The 20,732-nt window shown below is 60.0% G+C and carries 19 protein-coding genes; 10 read left to right on the plus strand and 9 right to left on the minus strand.

Annotated features, from left to right (window positions below):
* Positions 1-103 precede the first annotated feature (103 nt).
* On the minus strand, positions 104-790 hold the full coding sequence (locus RAC79_RS21925; protein WP_080857235.1) for an HAD-IA family hydrolase: 687 nt from the start codon (positions 788-790) through the stop codon (positions 104-106).
* Between the two features lie 405 nt (positions 791-1,195).
* Between RAC79_RS21925 and minC the strand changes: the two genes are divergently transcribed.
* From minC to minE, 3 genes are read left to right on the plus strand one after another with little or no spacing between them, the layout of a single operon-like run.
* A complete protein-coding gene (minC, locus tag RAC79_RS21930; RefSeq protein WP_161987806.1) occupies positions 1,196-1,924 on the plus strand; it encodes a septum site-determining protein MinC in 729 nt (242 codons plus the stop codon).
* A gap of 34 nt (positions 1,925-1,958) precedes the next feature.
* The gene (gene minD / locus RAC79_RS21935) at positions 1,959-2,774 is read left to right on the plus strand and encodes a septum site-determining protein MinD (protein ID WP_003506498.1); all 816 of its coding nucleotides are present in this window, start codon (positions 1,959-1,961) and stop codon (positions 2,772-2,774) included.
* On the plus strand, positions 2,771-3,031 hold the full coding sequence (gene minE / locus RAC79_RS21940) for a cell division topological specificity factor MinE (protein ID WP_020809474.1): 261 nt from the start codon (positions 2,771-2,773) through the stop codon (positions 3,029-3,031). The genes minD and minE overlap by 4 nt, the downstream gene beginning before the upstream one ends.
* A gap of 42 nt (positions 3,032-3,073) precedes the next feature.
* Here minE and RAC79_RS21945 read toward each other — a convergent pair whose 3' ends face one another.
* The 3 genes from RAC79_RS21945 to RAC79_RS21955 all read right to left on the minus strand — a co-directional run bounded on the left by RAC79_RS21945 (position 3,074) and on the right by RAC79_RS21955 (position 7,290).
* Positions 3,074-3,976, minus strand: a complete 903-nt coding sequence (locus tag RAC79_RS21945; RefSeq protein WP_174039864.1) for an amino acid ABC transporter substrate-binding protein — start codon at positions 3,974-3,976, stop codon at positions 3,074-3,076.
* 71 nt (positions 3,977-4,047) lie between these two features.
* Entirely contained in the window at positions 4,048-4,941 is an 894-nt protein-coding gene (locus RAC79_RS21950) for an amino acid ABC transporter substrate-binding protein (protein ID WP_065655521.1), read from the minus strand.
* Between the two features lie 30 nt (positions 4,942-4,971).
* Complete coding sequence (locus RAC79_RS21955) at positions 4,972-7,290, minus strand: EAL domain-containing protein (protein ID WP_125146306.1); 2,319 nt, start codon at positions 7,288-7,290, stop codon at positions 4,972-4,974.
* Positions 7,291-7,633: 343 nt separating this feature from the next.
* On the opposite strand from RAC79_RS21955, the gene RAC79_RS21960 reads away from it, so the two are divergent.
* Positions 7,634-8,992 (plus strand): amidase, encoded by a 1,359-nt coding sequence (locus tag RAC79_RS21960; protein WP_174039863.1) that lies wholly within the window; start codon positions 7,634-7,636, stop codon positions 8,990-8,992.
* A 174-nt stretch (positions 8,993-9,166) separates the two neighbouring features.
* Here RAC79_RS21960 and RAC79_RS21965 read toward each other — a convergent pair whose 3' ends face one another.
* The 3 genes from RAC79_RS21965 to RAC79_RS21975 are packed head-to-tail and all read right to left on the minus strand — an operon-like array spanning position 9,167 to position 12,178.
* Positions 9,167-9,808 carry a ThuA domain-containing protein gene (locus tag RAC79_RS21965; RefSeq protein ID WP_125146304.1) on the minus strand — a complete coding sequence of 214 codons (642 nt, stop codon included), beginning with the start codon at positions 9,806-9,808 and terminating at the stop codon, positions 9,167-9,169.
* A gap of 17 nt (positions 9,809-9,825) precedes the next feature.
* The gene (locus RAC79_RS21970) at positions 9,826-10,926 is read right to left on the minus strand and encodes a Gfo/Idh/MocA family protein (protein WP_174039862.1); all 1,101 of its coding nucleotides are present in this window, start codon (positions 10,924-10,926) and stop codon (positions 9,826-9,828) included.
* Between the two features lie 52 nt (positions 10,927-10,978).
* Complete coding sequence (locus tag RAC79_RS21975; protein WP_065655517.1) at positions 10,979-12,178, minus strand: ROK family transcriptional regulator; 1,200 nt, start codon at positions 12,176-12,178, stop codon at positions 10,979-10,981.
* 195 nt (positions 12,179-12,373) lie between these two features.
* On the opposite strand from RAC79_RS21975, the gene RAC79_RS21980 reads away from it, so the two are divergent.
* The 6 genes from RAC79_RS21980 to RAC79_RS22005 all read left to right on the plus strand — a co-directional run bounded on the left by RAC79_RS21980 (position 12,374) and on the right by RAC79_RS22005 (position 19,020).
* A complete protein-coding gene (locus tag RAC79_RS21980; protein ID WP_065655516.1) occupies positions 12,374-13,675 on the plus strand; it encodes an ABC transporter substrate-binding protein in 1,302 nt (433 codons plus the stop codon).
* Positions 13,676-13,742: 67 nt separating this feature from the next.
* Complete coding sequence (locus RAC79_RS21985) at positions 13,743-14,681, plus strand: carbohydrate ABC transporter permease (RefSeq protein ID WP_078052711.1); 939 nt, start codon at positions 13,743-13,745, stop codon at positions 14,679-14,681.
* On the plus strand, positions 14,674-15,522 hold the full coding sequence (locus RAC79_RS21990) for a carbohydrate ABC transporter permease (RefSeq protein WP_078052712.1): 849 nt from the start codon (positions 14,674-14,676) through the stop codon (positions 15,520-15,522). The genes RAC79_RS21985 and RAC79_RS21990 overlap by 8 nt, the downstream gene beginning before the upstream one ends.
* Positions 15,523-15,539: 17 nt before the next feature.
* Positions 15,540-16,613, plus strand: coding sequence for an ABC transporter ATP-binding protein (locus tag RAC79_RS21995; protein ID WP_174039861.1), 1,074 nt, complete (start codon positions 15,540-15,542; stop codon positions 16,611-16,613).
* A gap of 145 nt (positions 16,614-16,758) precedes the next feature.
* Positions 16,759-17,811, plus strand: coding sequence for a sugar phosphate isomerase/epimerase (locus tag RAC79_RS22000; protein ID WP_078052737.1), 1,053 nt, complete (start codon positions 16,759-16,761; stop codon positions 17,809-17,811).
* 21 nt (positions 17,812-17,832) lie between these two features.
* Positions 17,833-19,020, plus strand: a complete 1,188-nt coding sequence (locus tag RAC79_RS22005) for a Gfo/Idh/MocA family protein (protein WP_078052713.1) — start codon at positions 17,833-17,835, stop codon at positions 19,018-19,020.
* Positions 19,021-19,092: 72 nt separating this feature from the next.
* Here RAC79_RS22005 and RAC79_RS22010 read toward each other — a convergent pair whose 3' ends face one another.
* Entirely contained in the window at positions 19,093-19,341 is a 249-nt protein-coding gene (locus RAC79_RS22010) for a hypothetical protein (RefSeq protein ID WP_142844586.1), read from the minus strand.
* 118 nt (positions 19,342-19,459) lie between these two features.
* Positions 19,460-20,731, minus strand: coding sequence for a glycerate kinase (locus RAC79_RS22015; RefSeq protein ID WP_174039860.1), 1,272 nt, complete (start codon positions 20,729-20,731; stop codon positions 19,460-19,462).
* Position 20,732 lies beyond the last annotated feature (1 nt).

A 20,732-nucleotide genomic window follows, 5' to 3' on the forward strand; every position in this document is an offset into this window, starting at 1 on the left:
CATCTGCTACCGGTCAGTTTTACGATAGGTGGTTAGATCCTCGGGACAGGCCGAGGATGACGCCGGGTGGGATGGCTTGTTAGCGGATAGAAAGATCGGCTTTTCAGCCCCTGCCACCTGCGAGCCTCAGGGCGCCGTTCTCGCCGATGACGACATCCAGCTCACCATATCCGCCTATGGAAAGATGCGGCGTTTCGATGAGATGGGAGTGGGTGGCGTTGATGACGACCACGGTGGCGCCCATGCTTTCCCCGGCCTGAATTCCGGCGGGGGCGTCCTCGAAGACGACGCAGTTTTCAGGCGCGACGCCGAGCTTTTCCGCCGCCTTTTTATATCCTTCCGGATCGGGCTTGCCGTTCACCACGTCCTCGGCGCAGATCATCACCGCAGGCGGGGTGAGGCCTGCGGCCGCCAGTCGGCGCTCGGCGAGCGCGCGGGCGGCGGAGGTGACGATTGCCCATTTGCCGGCCGGCAATTTTTCGAGAAATGCGGCAGCCTCGGGAATCTGGAGGATGCCGTCGACATCGTCCATTTCCTTCTGCAGCAGCATCGCCGCCTGTTCCGCGACATCCAGACCGGGAACGGCTTCGCGGCGCACCACTTCCGACGCGCGCATGCCATGGATGCGCTGCAGGAAAGCGTTCGGCTCTATGCCGTTGTCCACGGCCCATTCGCGCCAGACCCGCTCCACCACCGCAATCGAGTTGAGCAATGTTCCATCCATGTCGAACAGGAAGGCCGCATAGTCTTGCGAAAATATCTGGTTCTGCGGCGGGACTTTGCTGTGCATCTCATTCTTCCGTTGAAGCTGTCGGGACGCCTGTCTCTACAGCATCGCCGGAGATAACGGAATCGCTTTTCTACCTTGAAGGCATAATGCGATCATCTGGCCGAAGGCGGATATTGTCCCGGAATCGGACGTTCGCGTGTTCCGCGACTCGCCGGGTTGGGGTAGGGGACATGTGTGCCCATCTCGCGATGCCCGGCGTCAGGTTGCAGCAAGGATGAGCTGCTATCGTGAGTTTTCACAAGTGCCGGAAACGCGTTAAATCAAAAGGTAACGATGGATTTTGAATGTTTCGCATGAAGTTTTTCGGAGCGGAATTTTCTTAACGAATCCGCCGCTTCAGGGGTGGCGTTAACCATTTGTTAACCATATTCGAGGTACCTAATTGTCAACGATTTGTTTACCAAGATGACCAAAGTGCTAACAGACCAGCGTTCGATCCGTATCAAAGGCCGCTCCTTCCTCGCAGTCGTCCTGTCCCCCGAATCTCCGGTCGATCAATGGCTGGAAAGGCTTGATGATCTCGCCGCCCGTTCGGCGGGCTTCTTCCTGTCGCGTCCGGTGGTTCTGGATGTGTCGGAGCTGTCGCTTGACAAGGCGGGGCTGAAGGAGCTGCTGGCGGCGCTGACGGAGCGCAATGTCGGCATCATGGGTATCGAGGGCGTTCGCCCCTCGATGATCGAGCCGGGCATGCCGCCGTCGCTGAAGGGCGGAAAGCCCGCTTCCGATGTCGAGGTTGAGCCGGTCGCCATCGCTGCCGAGTTGCCGGAGGAAAAGCCGCGCACTGCCGGTGAGGTCAGGGCCGTCGTGCCGTCGCTGGTCATCAACGAGCCGGTTCGCTCCGGCCAGTCGATCATGTTTCCCGAGGGTGACGTGACCGTCATCGGTTCGGTCGCCTCGGGGGCGGAAATCATCGCCGGCGGTTCGGTGCATATTTACGGCGCCCTGCGCGGTCGCGCCATGGCCGGTTCGCTCGGCAATGTTTCGGCGCGCATCTTCTGCCGCAAGCTCGAAGCGGAGCTTCTGGCCATCGACGGCGTCTACAAGGTGGCCGAGGACATTGACGACAAGCTGCGCGGCCAGCCCGTTCAGCTCTGGCTGGAAAACGATACGATCAAGGCCGCAAAGCTCGGCTGATAACAGAGAAACAACACAGGAACAGGAGAGCCATATGGGGAAGGTAGTCGTTGTAACTTCCGGCAAGGGCGGGGTGGGAAAGACCACCTCGACCGCAGCGCTTGGCGCCGCACTGGCGCAGAACAAGGAGAAGGTCGTGGTCGTCGATTTCGATGTCGGCCTGCGCAACCTCGATCTCGTCATGGGTGCTGAACGCCGCGTGGTTTACGATCTCGTCAACGTCATCCAGGGCGATGCCAAGCTGACGCAGGCGCTGATCCGCGACAAGCGCCTCGAGACGCTGTTCCTGCTGCCTGCCTCGCAGACGCGCGACAAGGACAATCTGACGCCGGAAGGTGTCGAATGGGTCATCAACGAGCTGAAGAAGCACTTCGACTGGGTGATCTGCGACAGCCCCGCAGGCATCGAACGCGGCGCGACGCTGGCCATGCGCCATGCGGATGTGGCCGTTGTCGTCACCAATCCGGAAGTCTCCTCGGTGCGCGACAGCGACCGCATCATCGGTCTGCTGGATTCCAAGACGCTGAAGGCGGAGCGCGGTGAGCGCATGGAGAAGCATCTGCTTCTGACGCGTTACGACGCTTCCCGCGCCGAGCGTGGCGACATGCTGAAGGTCGACGACGTTCTGGAAATCCTTTCCATTCCGCTGCTCGGCATCATTCCCGAAAGCACGGATGTGCTGCGGGCCTCGAACGTCGGTGCGCCTGTTACGCTGGCCGATGCCCGCTGCGCGCCGGCCATGGCTTATTTCGACGCCGCCCGCCGCCTGTCCGGTGAGGATATTCCGGTGGTCATTCCGGGCGAGAAGCGTGGCATCTTCTCCAAAATCTTCGCAAGGAGGGCTGCATGAGCATCTTCAGTCTTTTCCGCAAACAGAAGTCGGCACCGCTTGCGCGCGAACGCCTGCAGGTGCTGCTCGCCCACGAAAGGGCATCCTCGGGCTCAGATCTGGTCGCCATCCTCAGGGAAGAAATTCTCGGCGTCATCGCCAAACATGTGCAGATCGACAATGATCGCGTGCATGTGAAGATGGATCGCGACGAGCATGTCTCCATCTTGGAGATCGATGTCGAGATTCCTCTGGGTGCCGATCTGCGCGCCGCGTAAGATACGTCTTGAAAAAACGCCGCCCGCCACCGGGCGGCGTTTTTATTCCGCTGTCGTATCGACGGGTTTTCGAAATGCCTCCGCCAGATCGCCGGGCAGCGGGCGCTTCAGGTTGATTCCGTTTGGCGGAATCGGCGCGTTGAACCATTTGTCGTAGATTTTATCGATTTCGCCGCTCTCATAGATTTGGCCGAGCGCTTCGTTGACGGCGTCGCGGAAGCCGGTATCGCCGTGGCGGAGCATCAGGCCATAGGGCTGCGGCGGGGCAAGATATTCGTCGGAGATGACGTAGTCTTCCGGCTTGCCGGTCTCGGCAACGAAGGATCGCAGAAGTATGTCGTCCATGACGAAGGCCGAGGCACGGTTTTCCGTTACCATGTCAAAACTGCCCTCGGTGCTGTCATTTTGCAGAACAGCGACGTTCAGCCCCAGTTTGCGATTGAGCACGTTGAGTTGGGTTATGTTGATGGTTCCCGTCGTCACCACCACCGTTCGCCCGGCGAGATCGGCGACGGTGTTCAGGCCGCTCGATTTCAGCGCCACATAACGGGTGCCGGTGATGAAGTGGCTGTAGGAGAACCACACTGCCTTGCGCCGCTCTTCCGTATTCGTGCTCGCCACGCATTCCATGTCCATCGTACCGTCATTGAGAAGCATGATGCGGTTGCTGGGCGTGCGCTTGACGAACTCGATCTTCAGTTCCGGCAGGCCGAGCTTTTTCTTGATGGAATCCGCCACTCTCAGGCATAGCTCGATGCTGTAGCCGATAGGCTCCGGGCCGGCGCCGAGATAGGAAAAGGGAATATTGCGATCGGCGTAACCGAGCTTGATGGTGCCGGTTCTGGCAATGGTTTCAAGTGTCGGCGGTTGGGCGTCCTCGCTCACCGCCTGGGCGGGAAGAAGACTTGAAAATACGAGCATAAGCCATAGTGTCGATCTCTGCATCGCGCATCTCCAGCCAAATAATCTGTCAAAACATTCTCATGAAAATCGATACGGGTGGACGGCTTGCGCTCTCAGTCCTGGTATTCGCTCGGATGTTCGTATGCCTGTTTCAGAGAGGCGGCCATCGGCAGGTTCAGGTTCATGCCGTTTGGGGGAATGGGCTTGGTGAACCACTTTTCATAAAGGCCATGAATGACCGGCCCGGTGAAAATATGCCGAAGGCTTTCATTGACCGCCGCCTTGAAACCGGGGTCGTTGCGCCGGAAAACCAGGCCATAGGGTTCGGGCGCGCTCAGCGTTTCCTCAGAAAGCGCATAGAGGTCCGGATTCTCTGATGTCGCCGCCAGCGCCGCGAGCAATATGCCATCCATGACAAAGGCGGAGGCCTTGCCGGAAACCACGAGTTCGAAGGCCTCCTCATTGGTTTTCGTCGGCATCACAGAGATATTGAGGTTCTTTGCCCGGTTCACGGCATTGAGCTGCTCGATATTGACGGTGCCGGAGGCGGATGTAACGGACCGCCCGGCTAGATCGGCAAGGCTTTTCAGATTGTCCTGTTTGCGGGAGAGAAACTGCGTCGCGGTCATGAAGTTGGGATAGGAGAAATCCACGATCTTGCGGCGTTCGCTATTGTTGGTCGTGGCCGCGCATTCAATGTCGATCTGGCCGCCGCGGACAAGGATGAAACGGGTCGCGGGCGTCGCCTTGACGTATTCGAGTTCGATCCTGTCGAGCTTAAGCTTCCTGCGAATATCTTCGCTGATCGCCCGACAAAGATCGGTCGAGAAACCGGTAACCTCCCCATTCGGCAATTGATAGGAAAAGGGCGGTTCGGCTTCGCGATAGCCAATGCGGATCTTTGCGGTTTTGGCGATCTGCTGGAGCGTATTGCCTTCGCCGGCAGCCTGGAGAGGCGTGATGGGAGCAAGGCATGTGAGGAAAAGGCAAAATACTGAAAGACGCATTTTATGTCCTCTGGGCCGGCGGCCGGTTTCTCAAATGGCTTTTTGTGGCGGGCAATAGGTTTCCTGTGTCGGACGACCGATGTCGCCGAATTCATCCTGCGTGATCGGAGTGATGACGGCGCGGTTCTTGAGAATGCGGGCAAGCGGCGCGGGCTCGGCAAAATAATAACCCTGCGCTTCGTCGCAGCCGGAAAGCTTGAGCGCTTCGACCTGCTCCCTGTTTTCAACGCCCTCGGCGGTGACCTTCAGGCCGATCTGTTCAGCCATGTCGATGACGGTGTTGACGATGGCGGAACACATCGGATTGGACGGCAGGCCGGAGACGAATTCCCGGTCGATCTTGATCTTGTCGAAGGCGACATGGGTGAGCGTGCTGAGCCCCGCATAACCGGTGCCGAAATCGTCAAGCGCGAGGCGAACGCCCCTTTCCTTCAGCAGTTTCAGGGCTCGGGCGCTGTTGTCGCGCTCCAGCATGACCGTTTCCGTCACTTCCAGTTCAAGCCGTTCCGCCGGGAAGCCGGATGTTTCAAGCGCCCGGTCCACTATCGGTACGATGTCGTCATTGCTGAGCTGAACGGCGGATAGATTGACGGCAAGCCTGATATCCTTGGGCCATGTCATCGCATCCCTGCAGGCCTGTGCCAGAACCCACTCGCCCAACGGCTTGATGAAGTTGTTTTCTTCGGCAAGCGCGATGAAGCGGTCCGGTGCGATGAGGCCAAGCTTGCTGTGTCGCCAGCGGGCCAGCGCTTCATAAGCGACGATGCGACCGCTCTGCAGATTGACAACCGGCTGGTAATGCAGCTCGAATTCCTGGTTTTCGAGCGCGGATTTCATGTCTATTTCCAGCGCATGCTTGTGCTGCGCCGCCATGTCCATGCCTGGCTCATAAAAGACGAAATAGCCGCAGCCCATGGATTTCGCCCGGTAAAGGCCGAGATCGGCATGTTGCAGAAGCTGCGTTGCGGATGTGCCGTGGCCCGGCGCGCAGGCGATGCCGATGCTGGTATCGATGCTGATATCGCTGCCTTCGAGACCGAAACTGCGCGAGACGGCATGGACCACCCGCGCGGCCAGCATCGCCGCATCGCTCTCGCAGTCGCCATTTGCCGATTGTATGATCGCGAATTCGTCGCCGCCGAGACGGCTTACCATGTCGTTTTCACCCAGCACGGCGGAAATCCGTGAGGCCACCGCCACCAGCAGGGAATCGCCGGCGGCGTGTCCGAGTGTGTCATTGACGGCCTTGAATCGGTCCAGATCGAGCAGCATGACATTGAACGGCTGGCCTGACGCGGCAAGCTGTTCGAGACGGTTTTCCAGTGTCTTCATCAGTAGCACGCGGTTTGGAAGTCCGGTCAGCGCATCGTGATGGGCCATATGTTCCAGCTGCTGCGCCATATCGCGAATCTGCCGCAGGCGTCCGCGTTCCAGAACCGCCTCACGCAACGTCTCGATGGCGGTGGCCATGTCGCCGATCTCGTCCCGCCGCTCCTGAAACGGCGTGGCGACATCCGTTTCCTCGCGGGCGATCCGAAGCGTCGCCTGCACCAGCGCCGGGACCGGTTTCAGGAAATGCCGGGCGATGACGGTCACAAGCACGCCGGTGACGGTCAAGACCACGATCAGCGCGGCGAGCGAATTATAGATGAGCTTGCGCTGCGCGCCATAAAGCGCGTCCGAGCCGCCGATGCTGACGGCGACCGCGCCGATGGGTTTCTTCGTTTCCGTGCTGATGATCGGCAGCAGGCCGATATAATGGCTGGATTCGCCGATGGTCGCAAAACCAGTGGAAAAACGCGCGGCGACCGCATCCCGGGAAAAGATGGGATCGGTGGCGAGCGGCTTTTCATCGTCATCGGTGGCGTTGTCGAAAGCCGCCGCGATCTGCCGGAAGCCGGAATCTGCCTCGTCATAACGGAAAAGCCAGACGGCATTCTTGGTCTGTGCGCCGATAAGCGCGAGAACATCGCTGGGGTTGAAGCCGGTGACGAGAATGGATTCATCGTCGCCGATGGGTTTGTCGGTCAATATGCCGTTGACCTGCCCGTCGGCATCGGCGGTGACGCTGACATAAGTGTAGATGCTGCGAAGCGTGGCGCTGGCGATCTGCGAATTAACGCGGGCCTGGTTGAGCCATTGCTCGCTGGCGGCGGCGACGAACATATACCAGCCGACAAGCGCACCGATGCTGTAGGAAAAGATCACGCCGCCGAGGAATATCAGGGTTATCTTGCTGGCGAGCGAACGCCGCCGCGAAAACCGGCCTGTTTCCGGCTGCGTTGGCGAGCGAAGCGTGTGGCCCGGTTCAACCTGTCTATCTGTCCCGCGATAGGCAGTCTCTTCCATTCGCGATAGTCCCCCGCGATGTCGCGTTATAATTGTTTTATGGAATTTTATAGGGCATGCATTTCAATGCTGTCTGCTAAATAATTCAACAAAGTTTAGATGCGATTAAGAATTAATCCGTCTTTTTATAGTCGTAGCTTATATAAGAGATGGCGTTCCTACACCCCAGGTTGAAAAAATCGGAGGTTGGAAATGAATCGTCAAGGATAAACTCCAAAATTCTGCGATCGCTGCCATGTTTCCCGATCCGGCATGCCGGTGATCGATAGCGCGGCGATTGGCCTTGCCAACTGGCCGATAAACGGCATGTTGTGCGCAACATGCCGCTTTCAGGGAAGATATCATGGCTCATAAAGGCAAAAACATCGCGCAGCTTTCCGTTCTCCTCCAGAGCGGCCATCTCGATCCGCGTGCCCTGGTGGAAGAGACGCTGGATGCGATCGGCGGAGAGGACGATCAGGCGATTTTTGTCGAGTTGACGGCAGCGCGTGCGATGTCGGAGGCGGAAGCCGCGGCAAAACGCCTTGGTGATGGCCGTTCCTGTGGTGTGCTCGATGGTATTCCGGTGGCCTGGAAGGACCTGTTTGACCTTGAAGGCATGGCGACCACGGCCGGATCGACGGTGCTTGCCAACGATAAGCCTGCGTCGCGCGACGCGGATGTGGTGACGGCGCTGAAACAGGCGGGCATGATCTGCATCGGCCGGACCAATATGAGCGAGTTCGCGTTTTCCGGTCTCGGCATCAATCCGCACTACGGTACGCCCCGCAATCCTGCTTCTACGGATGGTCACCGTCTGCCGGGCGGCTCTTCGTCGGGTGCGGGCGTCGCCGTGGCTGCCGGTCTGGTGCCGGTGGCGATCGGCACAGATACCGGTGGATCGGTGCGTATTCCCGCCGCCTTCAACGGCGTGGTGGGTTACAAGGCAAGTCGTGGCCGTTATTCGATGCGCGGGGTTTATCCCTTGGCGAAAAGCCTCGATTCACTTGGACCGCTCACGCACACCGTACAGGACGCCGTCTGGGTGGACGCCGCCATGCGCGGTAAGGCGGCTGCCGATCTCAGGCGCGCACCCCTTTCCGGCCTGTCGCTGGTGGTGCCGGAAACTGTCTTTTTCGATGGCATCGAGGATGGCGTCGCAGCCGCTTTCGAGCAGGCGGTGGAACGTCTCGTCCGCGCCGGCGCTTCGGTGCGGCGGCAGGCATTCCCGATTTTTTCGGAACTGTTCGATCTTATCAGGGAAAAGGGCGCGCTGGTGACGGCTGAGGCCTTCGCCCTGCACAAGACCCGGCTGGAAGGTGCCGACGCCGCCCGCATGGACCCGCGCGTGGTGGCCAGAGCAGGGCTCGGCGCGAATATTTCCCTGCCGGACTATATCGCCATCATCGACGCGCGCGAACGCATGACGGCGGCGTTTTCCGGCATGATTGGCAGGCAAGAGCTGCTGGTATCGCCGACATTGCCGCATGTCGCGGCCAAAGTCGCGCCGCTTCTCGAGAGTGACGATGCCTTTTTCGCCATGAATGCGAAGACCCTGCGTAACACCCAGATCGGCAATTTTTTCGATCTCTGCGGTGTTTCGATCCCCTGCGGAACGGGCGATGCGGGCATGCCGGTCGGCCTGCTGCTTTCCGGCCTGCACGGCACGGACGATCATGTTCTCAGCGTGGCGATGGCGGCGGAAGAAATTGTTCGGGGTTGAGGAGAGGGCGGTTCACACAGCCATTCTCCGTCACCCCGGACTTGATCCGGGGTCCAGCGCGATCAAGTCCTTGATCGTGAAAGACTCCTGACGCCGCGCAGACGCGCGGCTGCTGGATGCCGGATCAGGTCCGGCATGACGGAGAGAGTACTTGGCCGCCTCCTACCGACAACCTCAACGCGCCGCCCAATTCGCGCCACGGCGGAACATGGTTTTCATCTGCGGCACGGAAAACTCCTTGGCCTGATGGCCGAGCGCCGAATAGAAGACGCGGCCCTTGCCGTATTTGCGTTTCCAGACCACCGGCATCACTACGCCGTCGATCCACCATGCGTGCTCACCTGTAAACTTCGTCGTCGCGAGAACCTCGTTGGAGGGGTCGACATGCATGTAATATTGCTCCGACGTATAGGGGAAATCGGAAATCCCCTCCATCAGCGGGTCGTCGGGGCGGGTGATGTTGACATGGTAGTCGATGATGTTGCCGGGATGGGCAACCCATTGGCCGCCGATCATGAACTGATATTCCACACATTCGCGGAAACTGTCGCCCGCACCGCCATGAAAACCGGCAATGCCGACGCCGTTTTCCACGGCGGCCGTCAGGTTCTTGATCTCTTCCTTTTCGATCTTCGACATGGTGACGATGGGCACCACGAGGCTCAGATCATGCACCGAAGGATCGGCGAAGGCCTCGGTTGAGTGCTCCACATAGACCTTGAAACCGTCCTCCTCCAGCATGTCCTTGACGATGGTGGCGCATTCCTGCGGCTCGTGGCCGCTCCAGCCGCCCCAGACGATGAGTGCTTCGCGCATTTATTTCCTCCTCCGAATTATTTGCCGAGCTGGCCGTTGACCAGCGATGTTTCAAGCGGAGCAGGGCGCTCCGCCTTGGTGGTGATGGAAATGGCGGTGCCGGTGTCCGATGCGGTCTGGAAGGCTTCCATCACCTCCAGCACATGCAGGGCAAGATCGCCATTGGCGCGGTGCGGGCGGTTCTCGCGGATCGCATGGGCCATGTCGGCGACGCCTATCGAACGATAATTGCCGTCAGCATAGGGGGACGACAGCGCCTGCGGCTCGAACTGGCCGCCCTTTTTCAGCAATTGCACCTCGCCGCCGAAATGGTTTGGATCGGGGACGATCAACGTGCCTTCGGTGCCATAGAGTTCCAGCGGCACATGTTTGTGGCCCGCCACATCGAAGCTCATGCCCACCTGCACCACGGCGCCGTTCTCAAAAGCCAGCACGCCGGACACATGTGTGGCGACGTGGACGGGGATTTTTTCACCGTTCTTCGGCTCGCTGGTAATGAGGCGTTCATTGCGCGGCGAGATGGCAAAGCCCGCCACTTTGGCGACCGGGCCGAACAGGTTGACGAGATCGGTGATGTAATAGGGCCCCATATCCAGCATCGGCCCGCCGCCGACCTCGTAATAAAAGGCCGGGTTGGGGTGCCAGCGCTCGTGGCCGGGGCACATGAAGGTGGCCGTTCCACCGACCGGCTGGCCGAGCACGCCCTCATCGATCAGCCGGCGTGCGGTCTGGTGCCCGCCGCCGAGGAAAGTATCCGGGGCCGAGCCGATGCGAAGGCCCTTTGCCTTTGCCGCATCCGCAAGCCGCTTGCCCTCGGCGAAATTGATACCGAGCGGTTTTTCGGAATATGCGTGTTTGCCCGCGTCCAGCGCGCGCAGACCAACTTCCACATGCGCCTTGGGAATGGTCAGGTTGACGATGATCTCCACGGAAGGATCGGAGAGAAGCGCGTCGATGCTGGTTGCCTGGAGGCCGAATTCATCGGCGCGGGCCTTTGCGGCCTCCTCGTTCATATCCGCAAGACCGCGAATGTCGAGAATGGGAAACGACGCCATGGCCTTGAGATAGGCACTGGAGATGTTGCCGCAGCCGATGATGCCGATACCGACCCTGTTCATGTGATTTCCTCCCGTAAATCAGAAATGCCGAAGCCCGTGCTCAACCCGTGGGTTAAAGCGCCGGTCCCGTGGTGTTCCATGGCGATTCGTAAAGCTCGTAAAGCGCGACGGCCGCAGCCCCCTGCGCCCATAATTCGTCGCTCGCAATGTCGAAAACCAGCTCGGCGACGCCGGCCAGCGAAGGCGGCACGGCGGCGTTGTAGCTGTCACGAATACTGGCGATGAAGGGTTCTCCGAGCTCGAGGCTGGAGCCGGTGATGATGACCCGTGGCGGCGCAAACAGCGTGACGATATTGGCAAGCGTCAGGCCGAGCGCTGCGCCGGCGCGCAAGGCTGCCGCGATGAGATCGTGGTCTTCCGCCGCAATCAATGCATGGGCATGCTGCATGCCGCGGCCGAGCCGGATCGCCTCGGCAAAGCGCCCATCCGCCGGGCGGGAGCCCAGGATGGCGTTTTCGCCCGCCTGGCTCGCCAGCCGCACCGTGCCCTCATTGGCAAGGCCGATGACGAGGTCGCCGAGATTGTGGCTGAGCCCGCCAGCGCCGCGAAAAAGCTGGTTCTGGTGCAGCACGCCAAGCCCCAGCGTCTGTTCGAGCGAAATCAGCACCATGTCTTCCAGATCGCGCGCATGGCCGAACCAGTGATGGGCGAGCGTGATGGCGTGGGCGTCGCTTTCTATGATGGTCGGCGAATTCAGCCGCGCGGTCATTTCCTCGGCGAAATTGACGTTCACTTCGCGTAAAATCGGGCTGCTGCGAATTTTCCCGGTGCGATGCTCGATGACGCCGGGCAGGCCCAGGCAGACCATGTCCACATCTTCCAGCGAAAGACCGGCATCGACGACGCAGCGCCGCACCCCGTCCTCCACAAGATCGGCGATGACGCCGATGGGCTGACGGTCGACACGGATCGGTAGTGCAAGCGTTGAAAGGACGTTGCCGCAGAAATCAGTAACGACGAAGACCATGCGGCTTGCGGCGATCTTGGCGCCCACCACGCGGGCGGCATCCGGGTTCAGTTCCAGCATCACGCGCGGCCTGCCGCGTGCGCCTTCGGTGCGGATATCGCCGATATGACGGGTGAGGATAAGCCCGTCATCGAGCAGCGAGGCGGTAATAGCCGAGACGGTGGTGGTGGAAAGCTCAGTTCTTTCGCTGATTTCCACCCGCGAGATCGGCCCATGGCGGCGGATGCTGTCCAGCACGCTCAGCCTGTTGATCGCGCGCATTAATTCTGGGTCTGCGGTCTTCATGGGGTCCTGCTGCGATCGGCTTCGATCTAAAACGAATTTATATCGGATTGCGGATTAAATAACGTCTGCCGGGAGGGGTGTGTCAAGCCATCAGGGTAAAAAATCAGCAACCCGCCTTGACATTGGGCAGGGTGTGGGGTGAATTAATCCGCATTGGGGAATAAATGGTGAGGAACCCCAGGGAGGATCACGAACATGACCTATTGGCACGCAGGCGCAAGCCTGAGCGGCAGGCGGATCGCTTTTGCCGCAACGACAAGCATAGCCCTGATGCTCGGCGCGGCCAGCGCCTCGGCGGCGACCGTCGTTAAATGGATGCATGTGGAATTGGACCCAAAATCCGTGGCTGTCTGGGAGGAGATCGCCAAGGAATACGAGGCCAAGCACCCCGATGTCGATATTCAGCTGCAGTTCCTCGAAAACGAGGCTTTCAAGGCGAAATTGCCGACGCTGCTGCAATCCAACGACGTGCCGGATTTCTTCTATAGCTGGGGTGGCGGCGTCCTTGAGGAACAGTCCAAGACCGGTGCGCTGAAGGATCTGACCGAGGTTTTCGACGCCAATGGCGGCAAGCTGCGGCAGGCCTATAATGCATCCGCAATCGACGGCCTGTCTTTCGACGGTAAGGTCTGGGCCGTGCCTTACCGTGTCAGCCTTGTCAGCTTCTTTTACAACAAGGAGCTGTTTGCCAAGGCCGGCGTGAAGGCCGATGACATCAAGACCTGGGACGATTTCAGCGCCACGGTCAAGAAGATCAAGGAAGCGGGCATCGTCCCGATTGCCGGTGGCGGCGGTGAAAAATGGCCGATCCATTTCTACTGGAGCTATCTCGTCATGCGCAATGGCGGGCAGGCCGTGTTCGATGCCGCCCGCAAGGGCGAAGGCGAAGGTTTCATGGATCCGGCGATCATCAAGGCGGGTGAACAGCTGGCCGAGTTCGGCAAGCTCGAACCCTTCCAGCCCGGTTATCTCGGCTCCACCTGGCCACAGGCGCTCGGTGTCTTCGGTGACGGCAAGGCAGCGATTATTCTCGGTTTCGACAATACGGAAGCCAACCAGCGCAAGAATGCCGGTGACGGCAAGGGGCTGGCCGCAGACAATATCGGCCGCTTCGCCTTCCCGGTTGTCGAGGGCGGTGCGGGCAAGGCCACAGATACGCTGGGCGGCCTGAACGGCTGGGCTGTCACGAAAAACGCGTCCAAGGAAGCGATCGATTTCGCCACCTTCCTTACCAGCAAGGAAAGCGAAGAGAAAATGGCGACCGCCGGTATGATCCTGCCGGTTGCCACAGGGGCTGCCGGTGCGGTGAAGAACCCGCTGCTGGCGGATTCCGCCAAGCAGCTGGCTGCTTCCACCTGGCACCAGAACTTCTTCGACCAGACGCTCGGCGCTGCCGTCGGTCGTGTCGTCAACGATATCTCGGTTGAGATCGTTTCCGGCCAGATGACTGCCGAAGAGGGTGCCCAGCAGATTCAGGACGCATTCGAACTGCGCTGATCTGGTTTCCATGGCGGCGCCGCGAATGTGCGGCGCTGCTTATCTGCCTCCATGAAAGCGGATAGAGATGACGGATATTTCCATGACTTCTGCGTCCATACCGGCGCGCGGCGCGGCGAAGACAAAGCGCAAGCAAAGCTCGGTCGCGCATGACCGGGCGCTGACCCTTCTGGTCTTCCTGCCGCCCGCACTGCTGCTCTTTACCCTGTTCGTCATCCTGCCCATGGGCGAGGCGGCGTGGTACAGCCTTTACCGCTGGAACGGCTACGGCACGCCGACCGATTTTGTCGGCCTGAAGAATTTCCAGGTGCTTTTCGGCAATGCCGCATTCTCCCAGGCCCTGATCAATAACGGCCTCATCATCCTCATTTCGATCCTGATTCAGATTCCGCTGGCCATCTGGCTCGCCATGATGCTGGCGCACCGCATTCCCGGCGTCGTCGCCTTCCGCCTGGTGTTCTTTCTGCCTTACGTTCTCGCTGACGTCGCGGCGGGTCTGATCTGGCGTTTCGTTTATGATGGCGATTATGGCCTGTTTGCCGCCATTTCCAATTTCTTCGGTTTCGCCAATCCCTATGTGCTGGCCGATAAGGATGTGGCGATCTATGCCGTGCTCGGCGTCATCGTCTGGAAATATTTCGGCTTTCACATGATGCTGTTCATCGCCGGCCTCCAATCCGTCGACAAGAATGTGCTGGAAGCCGCCGAAATCGATGGCGCTTCCGGCTGGCAGAAATTCCGATACGTCACCTTGCCGATGCTCGGCTCCACCGTTCGCCTGTCCGTCTTCTTTGCGGTCATCGGCTCGCTGCAGCTCTTCGACATGATCATGCCGCTCACCGGCGGCGGGCCGTCCAACTCCACGCAGACCATGGTCACCTTCCTATACACCTACGGCGTCATGCGCATGCAGGTGGGGCTTGGCAGCGCGGTCGGCGTCGTTCTCTTCGTCATCTGCGTGACGCTCGCCTTCGGTTACAAAAGGATTTTCATGCGCCATGACTGACACATCCACCTCCGTCCGCATGCCGCTGCAAACCAAGCTCTACCTTTATATATCGCTGAGCCTGATCGCGGCCATCGTGCTCATCCCGTTGCTCACCACCGCGCTTGGCGGCTTCAAGACGCTGGGAGACCTGCGTGTGAACCCGTTCGGCATCCCGGCCGAATGGCAATGGGCCAATTATGGCGATATTCTCTTCGGAAAACGCTACTGGCTGCAAATCTTCAATTCGCTGGTCATCGCGCTGTTGACGGTGTTCCTGACGCTGACCGTCTCGGCCATGGCCGCCTTCACCTTCGCGCATGTGAAGTTCTTCGGCTCATCTTTTCTGCTGAATTATTTCCTGCTGGGACTGATGTTCCCGGCGGCCACCGCCATCCTGCCGTTGTTTATCCGCATCCGCGATCTCGGCCTGCTCGACACCTATTGGGGGGTGGTGCTGCCGCAGGTGGCCTTCGGGCTTGGCATGAGCATTCTCCTGTTCCGCAATTATTTCCGCAATCTGCCGGAGGAGCTGTTTCAGGCCGCCTTCGTGGATGGGTGCGGTTATCTGCGCTTCTTCTGGCACATTTCCGTGCCGCTCTCGCGGCCGATCGTGGCGACCGTCGGCATCGTTTCCTTCGTTGGCAGCTGGAACAGCTATATCCTGCCGCTCATCATGCTGAACTCGGAATCGAAATATCCCTGGCCACTCGGCATCATGGTCTATCGCGGCGAATTCGGTACGGAATGGCAGCTCGTTCTCGCCTTCATCACGCTGACGATCCTGCCGACCGTCATCGTCTTCTTCCTCGCACAGAAACACATCATCGCGGGCCTGACGGCCGGTGCCGTCAAATCGTGACGTGAAAGGAGCAAAACATGGCTTCCGTCGAACTTAGGGATATCCGCAAGTCCTATGCCGCGCTTGATGTCATTCACGGCATCTCGCTCGATATTACGGATGGCGAATTCATCGCCCTGGTCGGTCCTTCCGGCTGCGGCAAGTCCACCCTGCTGCGCATGATCGCCGGGCTGGAGGAAATCACCGAAGGAGATATTCTCATCGGCGACAAGGTGGTCAATGGCATGACCCCGCGTGAGCGCAACATCGCCATGGTGTTTCAGTCCTATGCGCTTTATCCGCATATGACGGTGGCCGAAAACATGGGCTTCAACCTGAAGCTAGCCGGCCAGCCGAAAAACGTCATTGAAGAGCGCGTGGCGGAAGCCGCTCGCATGCTCGATCTCGGCAAGCTGCTGGATCGCAAGCCCTCGCAACTCTCCGGTGGCCAGCGCCAGCGTGTCGCCATGGGCCGCGCGGTGGTGCGCAATCCGGCCGTCTTCCTGTTCGATGAGCCGCTGTCCAACCTGGACGCCAAGCTTCGCGTGCAGATGCGCAGCGAAATCAAGGCGCTTCATCAGAAAGTCGGCACCACCTCAATCTATGTCACCCACGACCAGATCGAGGCGATGACACTGGCGGATCGGGTCGTGGTGCTCAATCACGGTCGCATCGAACAGCAGGGCACGCCGCTCGAGCTCTACAAGACGCCCGCCAATCTCTTCGTCGCCGCCTTCATCGGCTCACCGGCCATGAACCTCATCGAATGCGTGGTCGATGGCGACGGAGACCAGCCGGCGGCCCGGCTGAAGGACGGAACCGCGATCCGCATTGCCGCCTCCCGAAAGGTGAAACGCGGCCAGCCGGTGACGATTGGCTTGAGGCCGGAACATATCGGTTCGGCCATCGGCGGTGATGTGTCTCTCTCCGGCCGGACACTGCTGGTGGAGCCGACGGGCGCACAGACCCATGTGATATTCGAACTGGCGGGCGATCATGTGACGGCGGTCGTGGATGGCGAGCAGCCGGTCAAGGTCAACACCCCCTTTGCCGCCACCGTGCACCATGAGCGTGTGCACGTCTTCGACAGGGCGAGCGGACTGGCGCTTTAAGCGCCTTCCGCATTTTCAACGAAATGCGGAAATTCTCTCGTCCCTCCGCTTTTGGGGCTTGTTTGAAAATCACGAGCGGTTAGCTTGGCGCTTGGGAAAAAAAGCGGATTACCGCGAAACTGTATCGATGCAGGAGGAGATTTTTATGAGAACGATCAAGGGACCGGGTCTTTTTCTCGGTCAGTTTGCCGGCGATGCCGCACCTTTCAACAGCTGGGATGGCATTACCAAATGGGCGGCGGAAAAGGGCTATGCCGGCGTGCAGGTGCCGACTTGGGCCGGACAGCTGATCGATCTCAAAAAAGCGGCGGAATCGAAGGATTATTGCGACGAATTTGCCGGAGTCGCGCGCCAGAACGGTGTCGAGGTGACCGAGCTTTCCACCCATTTGCAGGGCCAGCTGGTTGCCGTTCACCCGGTCTATGACGAGGCCTTCGACGGTTTTGCAGCGCCTGAAGTGCGCGGCAATCCAAACGCGCGTCAGCAATGGGCGGTGGAGCAGGTGAAGCTGGCGCTGAAAGCCTCGAAGAATCTCGGCATCAAGGCGCATGCGACCTTCTCCGGTGCGCTTGCCTGGCCCTTCGTTTACCCGTGGCCGCAGCGCCCGGCCGGTCTGGTGGAAACAGCCTTCGACGAGTTGGCGAAACGCTGGACGCCGATCCTCGATTATGCCGATGAGCAGGGTGTGGATGTCTGCTACGAAATCCATCCCGGCGAAGACCTGCATGATGGCGTGACGTTCGAGATGTTCCTGGAGCGGGTGAAGAACCACAAGCGCGCCAACATGCTCTACGATCCGTCGCATTACATTCTGCAATGCCTCGATTATCTCGACAATATCGACATTTACAAAGACCGCATCAAGATGTTCCACGTTAAGGACGCGGAGTTCAATCCGACCGGACGGCAGGGCGTTTATGGCGGTTATCAGGGCTGGGTCAACCGCGCGGGCCGGTTCCGTTCGCTGGGCGACGGGCAGGTGGATTTCGGTGCGGTCTTCTCGAAAATGGCGGCCAATGATTTCGATGGCTGGGCCGTGGTCGAGTGGGAATGCGCGCTGAAGCATCCTGAAGACGGTGCCCGGGAAGGAGCCGAATTCGTCAAGGCGCATATCATCCGCGTCACGGAAAAAGCCTTTGACGATTTCGCATCGAGCGGCACGGACGATGCGGCCAACCGCCGTATGCTTGGGCTTTGAGAGCATTTCAGGGGAGATATTATGGCTATTGAAGGAAAGACAACCGACAAGGCGAACAGGCGGATTCGCCTTGGCATGGTGGGTGGCGGTTCGGGCGCATTTATCGGTGGCGTTCACCGCATGGCGGCGCGGCTCGACAATCGCTTCGATCTCGTGGCGGGGGCCCTGTCCTCGACGCCGGAAAAATCCCTAGCCTCCGGCCGTGAACTGGGGCTCGATCCCGAGCGCTGCTACGGTTCGTTCGAGGAAATGGCCGAAAAGGAAGCGCTGCGCGAGGATGGCATCGAGGCGGTGGCGATCGTCACCCCGAACCATGTGCATTATCCGGCCGCCAAGGCGTTTCTGGAGCGCGGCATCCATGTCATCTGCGACAAGCCGCTGACCTCCAATCTGGAGGACGCCAAAAAGCTGAAGCAGGTGGCCGACAAGGTCGATGCCCTGTTCATCCTGACGCATAATTATACCGGCTATCCCATGGTGCGGCACGCGCGGGAACTGGTGGAGGCCGGTGAACTCGGCAATATCCGTCTGGTGCAGATGGAATATCCGCAGGACTGGCTGACGGAAGCAGTGGAGCAGACCGGTGCGAAACAGGCCGTCTGGCGCACCGATCCGGCGCAATCGGGCGTCGGCGGCTCCACCGGCGATATTGGCACCCATGCCTATAATCTCGGTTGCTTCATTTCCGGTCTGGAAGCGGATGAGCTGGCGGCAGATGTGCACACCTTTGTCGAAGGCCGACGGCTGGACGACAATGCGCATGTGATGCTGCGCTTCAAGCAAAAGGGCGGCAAGCAGGCGGCCAAGGGGCTGCTCTGGTGCAGCCAGGTTGCGGTCGGTCACGAAAACGGGCTGAAGGTTCGTGTTTATGGCGACGAGGCCGGTATCGAGTGGACGCAGGCGGACCCGAACTATCTCTGGTTCACGAGGCTTGGCGAACCCAAGCAATTGATCACCCGCGGCGGCGCCGGGGCAGGGGCTGCCGCAGCGCGCGTCACCCGAATTCCGTCCGGCCACCCGGAAGGTTATCTCGAAGCCTTCGCCACCATCTATACCGAGGCGGCGCATGCCATCGAAGCCCGCCGCAGCGGCTCGGCGCTCGACAAGGCGGTGATTTACCCGACCGTGGACGACGGGGTTAAAGGTGTCGCTTTCGTCACGGCCTGCATCGAGTCCGGCAAGAAGAATGGCGGCTGGGTGAAGCTGTAAGACTAGGTTGCCGCGTATTTCTTCTCCCCGATGCCGGGGAGAAGATGCCCTTGGCGTCATCTGCCGATGGGATCAATTGACGCGGGTTGACTGCGTTTGCACCCTTTCTGTTGTGGGGCAACCGTCCTGAATCTTTGTCCATGACGAAACGTTGAGCTTCATCTCGCAGCGCGCGAGATAAGAGCCGCCATCGACCTTCAGGCAGGATGTCTGGCCGAGCTGGAACATGACGCCGCGATTTCGGCATTTGCAATTGTGGGCATCCGCCAAAGTCGGAATAAGGGCCATGACCAGGCCAAGTATGAGCACTCCAGGACGCATGGCTGAGGCTCCAAAGGATATCCCGCCAGATTACTCCTGTCGGAGGGCATAGTCAAAACGTCTTCCCTCCGCGATCCACGCGCGGGAAAGCCCGTAATCGTTGCGAACTTCTCCGCTATCACCCGATCAAAATCGCGCGGATATCATTCACATTCGTCAGCGTCGGCCCCGTCACGACAAGGTCTCCTGCTGCCCTGAAAGCGGTGTAGCTGTCGTGGCTCACGAGCGATTGGCGCGGATCGACACCGGCTTCGCGCATGCGGGCAAGCGTGTCCGGTGTCACCGCCGCACCTGCCGCATCCTCCACGCCGTCTATGCCGTCGCTATCGCCGGCAATGGCCCAGATGCCGTCCGCACCCTTCAGCGTCAGCGCAAGGCTCAGCAGGAATTCCGTATTGCGGCCGCCCTTGCCGGCCGGTCCCTTGCCGATTGTCACTGTGGTTTCGCCGCCGGAAAGCAGCACGGCCGGGCCTTTCACCGGCAGGCCCTTACGGCTGGCGGAAAGCGCGATGCCGGCCATGACAGCGCCGACATCTTTTGATTCACCCTCCAGCGAATCTCCGAGGATGAGCGGCGTAAGCCCGAGTTTCACCGCCTCATCCGCCGCCGCCTGCAGGGCGAGCGAAGGGGCGGCGATGAGCCGGATATCCTCCTCGATATCGCCCGCCTTGGGGGTTTCCTCGCCTTTTTCCAGCACCTTGCGCACGTTTTCGGGAAGATCGAGCGCATAACGGGAGACGATTTCCCGCACGCTTTCAATATGGCTCGGATCGGCAACCGTCGGGCCGGAAGCGATTTCGGAGGGATCGTCTCCCGGTACATCGGAAATCAGCAGCGAAACGACCCTGGCCGGTTTGGCAGCCAGCGCCAGCCGCCCGCCCTTGATGCGGGAGAGATGTTTGCGCACGGCGTTCATTTCGGAAATCGTCGCGCCGCTGGCCAAAAGGGCACGATTGACGGCCATCTTGTCGGCAAGGGTCATGCCTTCTGCCGGTGCCACCATCAGCGCCGAACCGCCGCCGGAAATCAGCGCGATGACCATGTCGTCCGCCGTCAAGCCTTCAACGGCTGCGAGAATGCGTTTTGCCGCTTCCGCGCTTTTATCGTCCGGCACGGGATGGGAAGCCTCGATGATCTCGATGCGCGCAGTCGGGACGGCATGGCCGTAACGCGTCACCACCACACCGGAAAGATCGACATGCGGCCATGCCGCTTCGAGCGCGGCAGCCATGGCGGCCGAAGCCTTGCCGGCGCCCACCACCACGCAGCGGCCTTTGGGCGGGGAGGGAAGGTGGTGTTGCAGCACCTTTGCCGGATCGGCGCTTGCCACTGCCGCCATGAAAATCCGGTTGAGGGCGTCTTTTGCGCTGTGATCGTTCCATGCGCTCATC

The sequence above is a fragment of the Agrobacterium sp. LR_9 genome (assembly GCF_041954855.1).
GTDB lineage: Bacteria > Pseudomonadota > Alphaproteobacteria > Rhizobiales > Rhizobiaceae > Agrobacterium > Agrobacterium leguminum.

Excerpts from the sequence above, each read along its gene's own strand:
- RAC79_RS21995 (WP_174039861.1), top strand. The coding sequence starts at position 15,540 with ATGGCTTCCGTCGAACTTAGGGATATCCGCAAGTCCTATGCCGCGCTT.
- minE (WP_020809474.1), top strand. The coding sequence starts at position 2,771 with ATGAGCATCTTCAGTCTTTTCCGCAAACAGAAGTCGGCACCGCTTGCG.
- RAC79_RS21980 (WP_065655516.1), top strand. The coding sequence starts at position 12,374 with ATGACCTATTGGCACGCAGGCGCAAGCCTGAGCGGCAGGCGGATCGCT.
- minD (WP_003506498.1), top strand. The coding sequence starts at position 1,959 with ATGGGGAAGGTAGTCGTTGTAACTTCCGGCAAGGGCGGGGTGGGAAAG.
- RAC79_RS21945 (WP_174039864.1), bottom strand. The coding sequence starts at position 3,976 with ATGCAGAGATCGACACTATGGCTTATGCTCGTATTTTCAAGTCTTCTT.
- RAC79_RS22015 (WP_174039860.1), bottom strand. The coding sequence starts at position 20,731 with ATGAGCGCATGGAACGATCACAGCGCAAAAGACGCCCTCAACCGGATT.
- RAC79_RS21970 (WP_174039862.1), bottom strand. The coding sequence starts at position 10,926 with ATGAACAGGGTCGGTATCGGCATCATCGGCTGCGGCAACATCTCCAGT.
- RAC79_RS21975 (WP_065655517.1), bottom strand. The coding sequence starts at position 12,178 with ATGAAGACCGCAGACCCAGAATTAATGCGCGCGATCAACAGGCTGAGC.
- RAC79_RS22000 (WP_078052737.1), top strand. The coding sequence starts at position 16,759 with ATGAGAACGATCAAGGGACCGGGTCTTTTTCTCGGTCAGTTTGCCGGC.
- minC (WP_161987806.1), top strand. The coding sequence starts at position 1,196 with ATGACCAAAGTGCTAACAGACCAGCGTTCGATCCGTATCAAAGGCCGC.
- RAC79_RS21985 (WP_078052711.1), top strand. The coding sequence starts at position 13,743 with ATGACGGATATTTCCATGACTTCTGCGTCCATACCGGCGCGCGGCGCG.
- RAC79_RS21925 (WP_080857235.1), bottom strand. The coding sequence starts at position 790 with ATGCACAGCAAAGTCCCGCCGCAGAACCAGATATTTTCGCAAGACTAT.
- RAC79_RS21990 (WP_078052712.1), top strand. The coding sequence starts at position 14,674 with ATGACTGACACATCCACCTCCGTCCGCATGCCGCTGCAAACCAAGCTC.
- RAC79_RS21955 (WP_125146306.1), bottom strand. The coding sequence starts at position 7,290 with ATGGAAGAGACTGCCTATCGCGGGACAGATAGACAGGTTGAACCGGGC.
- RAC79_RS22010 (WP_142844586.1), bottom strand. The coding sequence starts at position 19,341 with ATGCGTCCTGGAGTGCTCATACTTGGCCTGGTCATGGCCCTTATTCCG.
- RAC79_RS21965 (WP_125146304.1), bottom strand. The coding sequence starts at position 9,808 with ATGCGCGAAGCACTCATCGTCTGGGGCGGCTGGAGCGGCCACGAGCCG.
- RAC79_RS22005 (WP_078052713.1), top strand. The coding sequence starts at position 17,833 with ATGGCTATTGAAGGAAAGACAACCGACAAGGCGAACAGGCGGATTCGC.
- RAC79_RS21950 (WP_065655521.1), bottom strand. The coding sequence starts at position 4,941 with ATGCGTCTTTCAGTATTTTGCCTTTTCCTCACATGCCTTGCTCCCATC.
- RAC79_RS21960 (WP_174039863.1), top strand. The coding sequence starts at position 7,634 with ATGGCTCATAAAGGCAAAAACATCGCGCAGCTTTCCGTTCTCCTCCAG.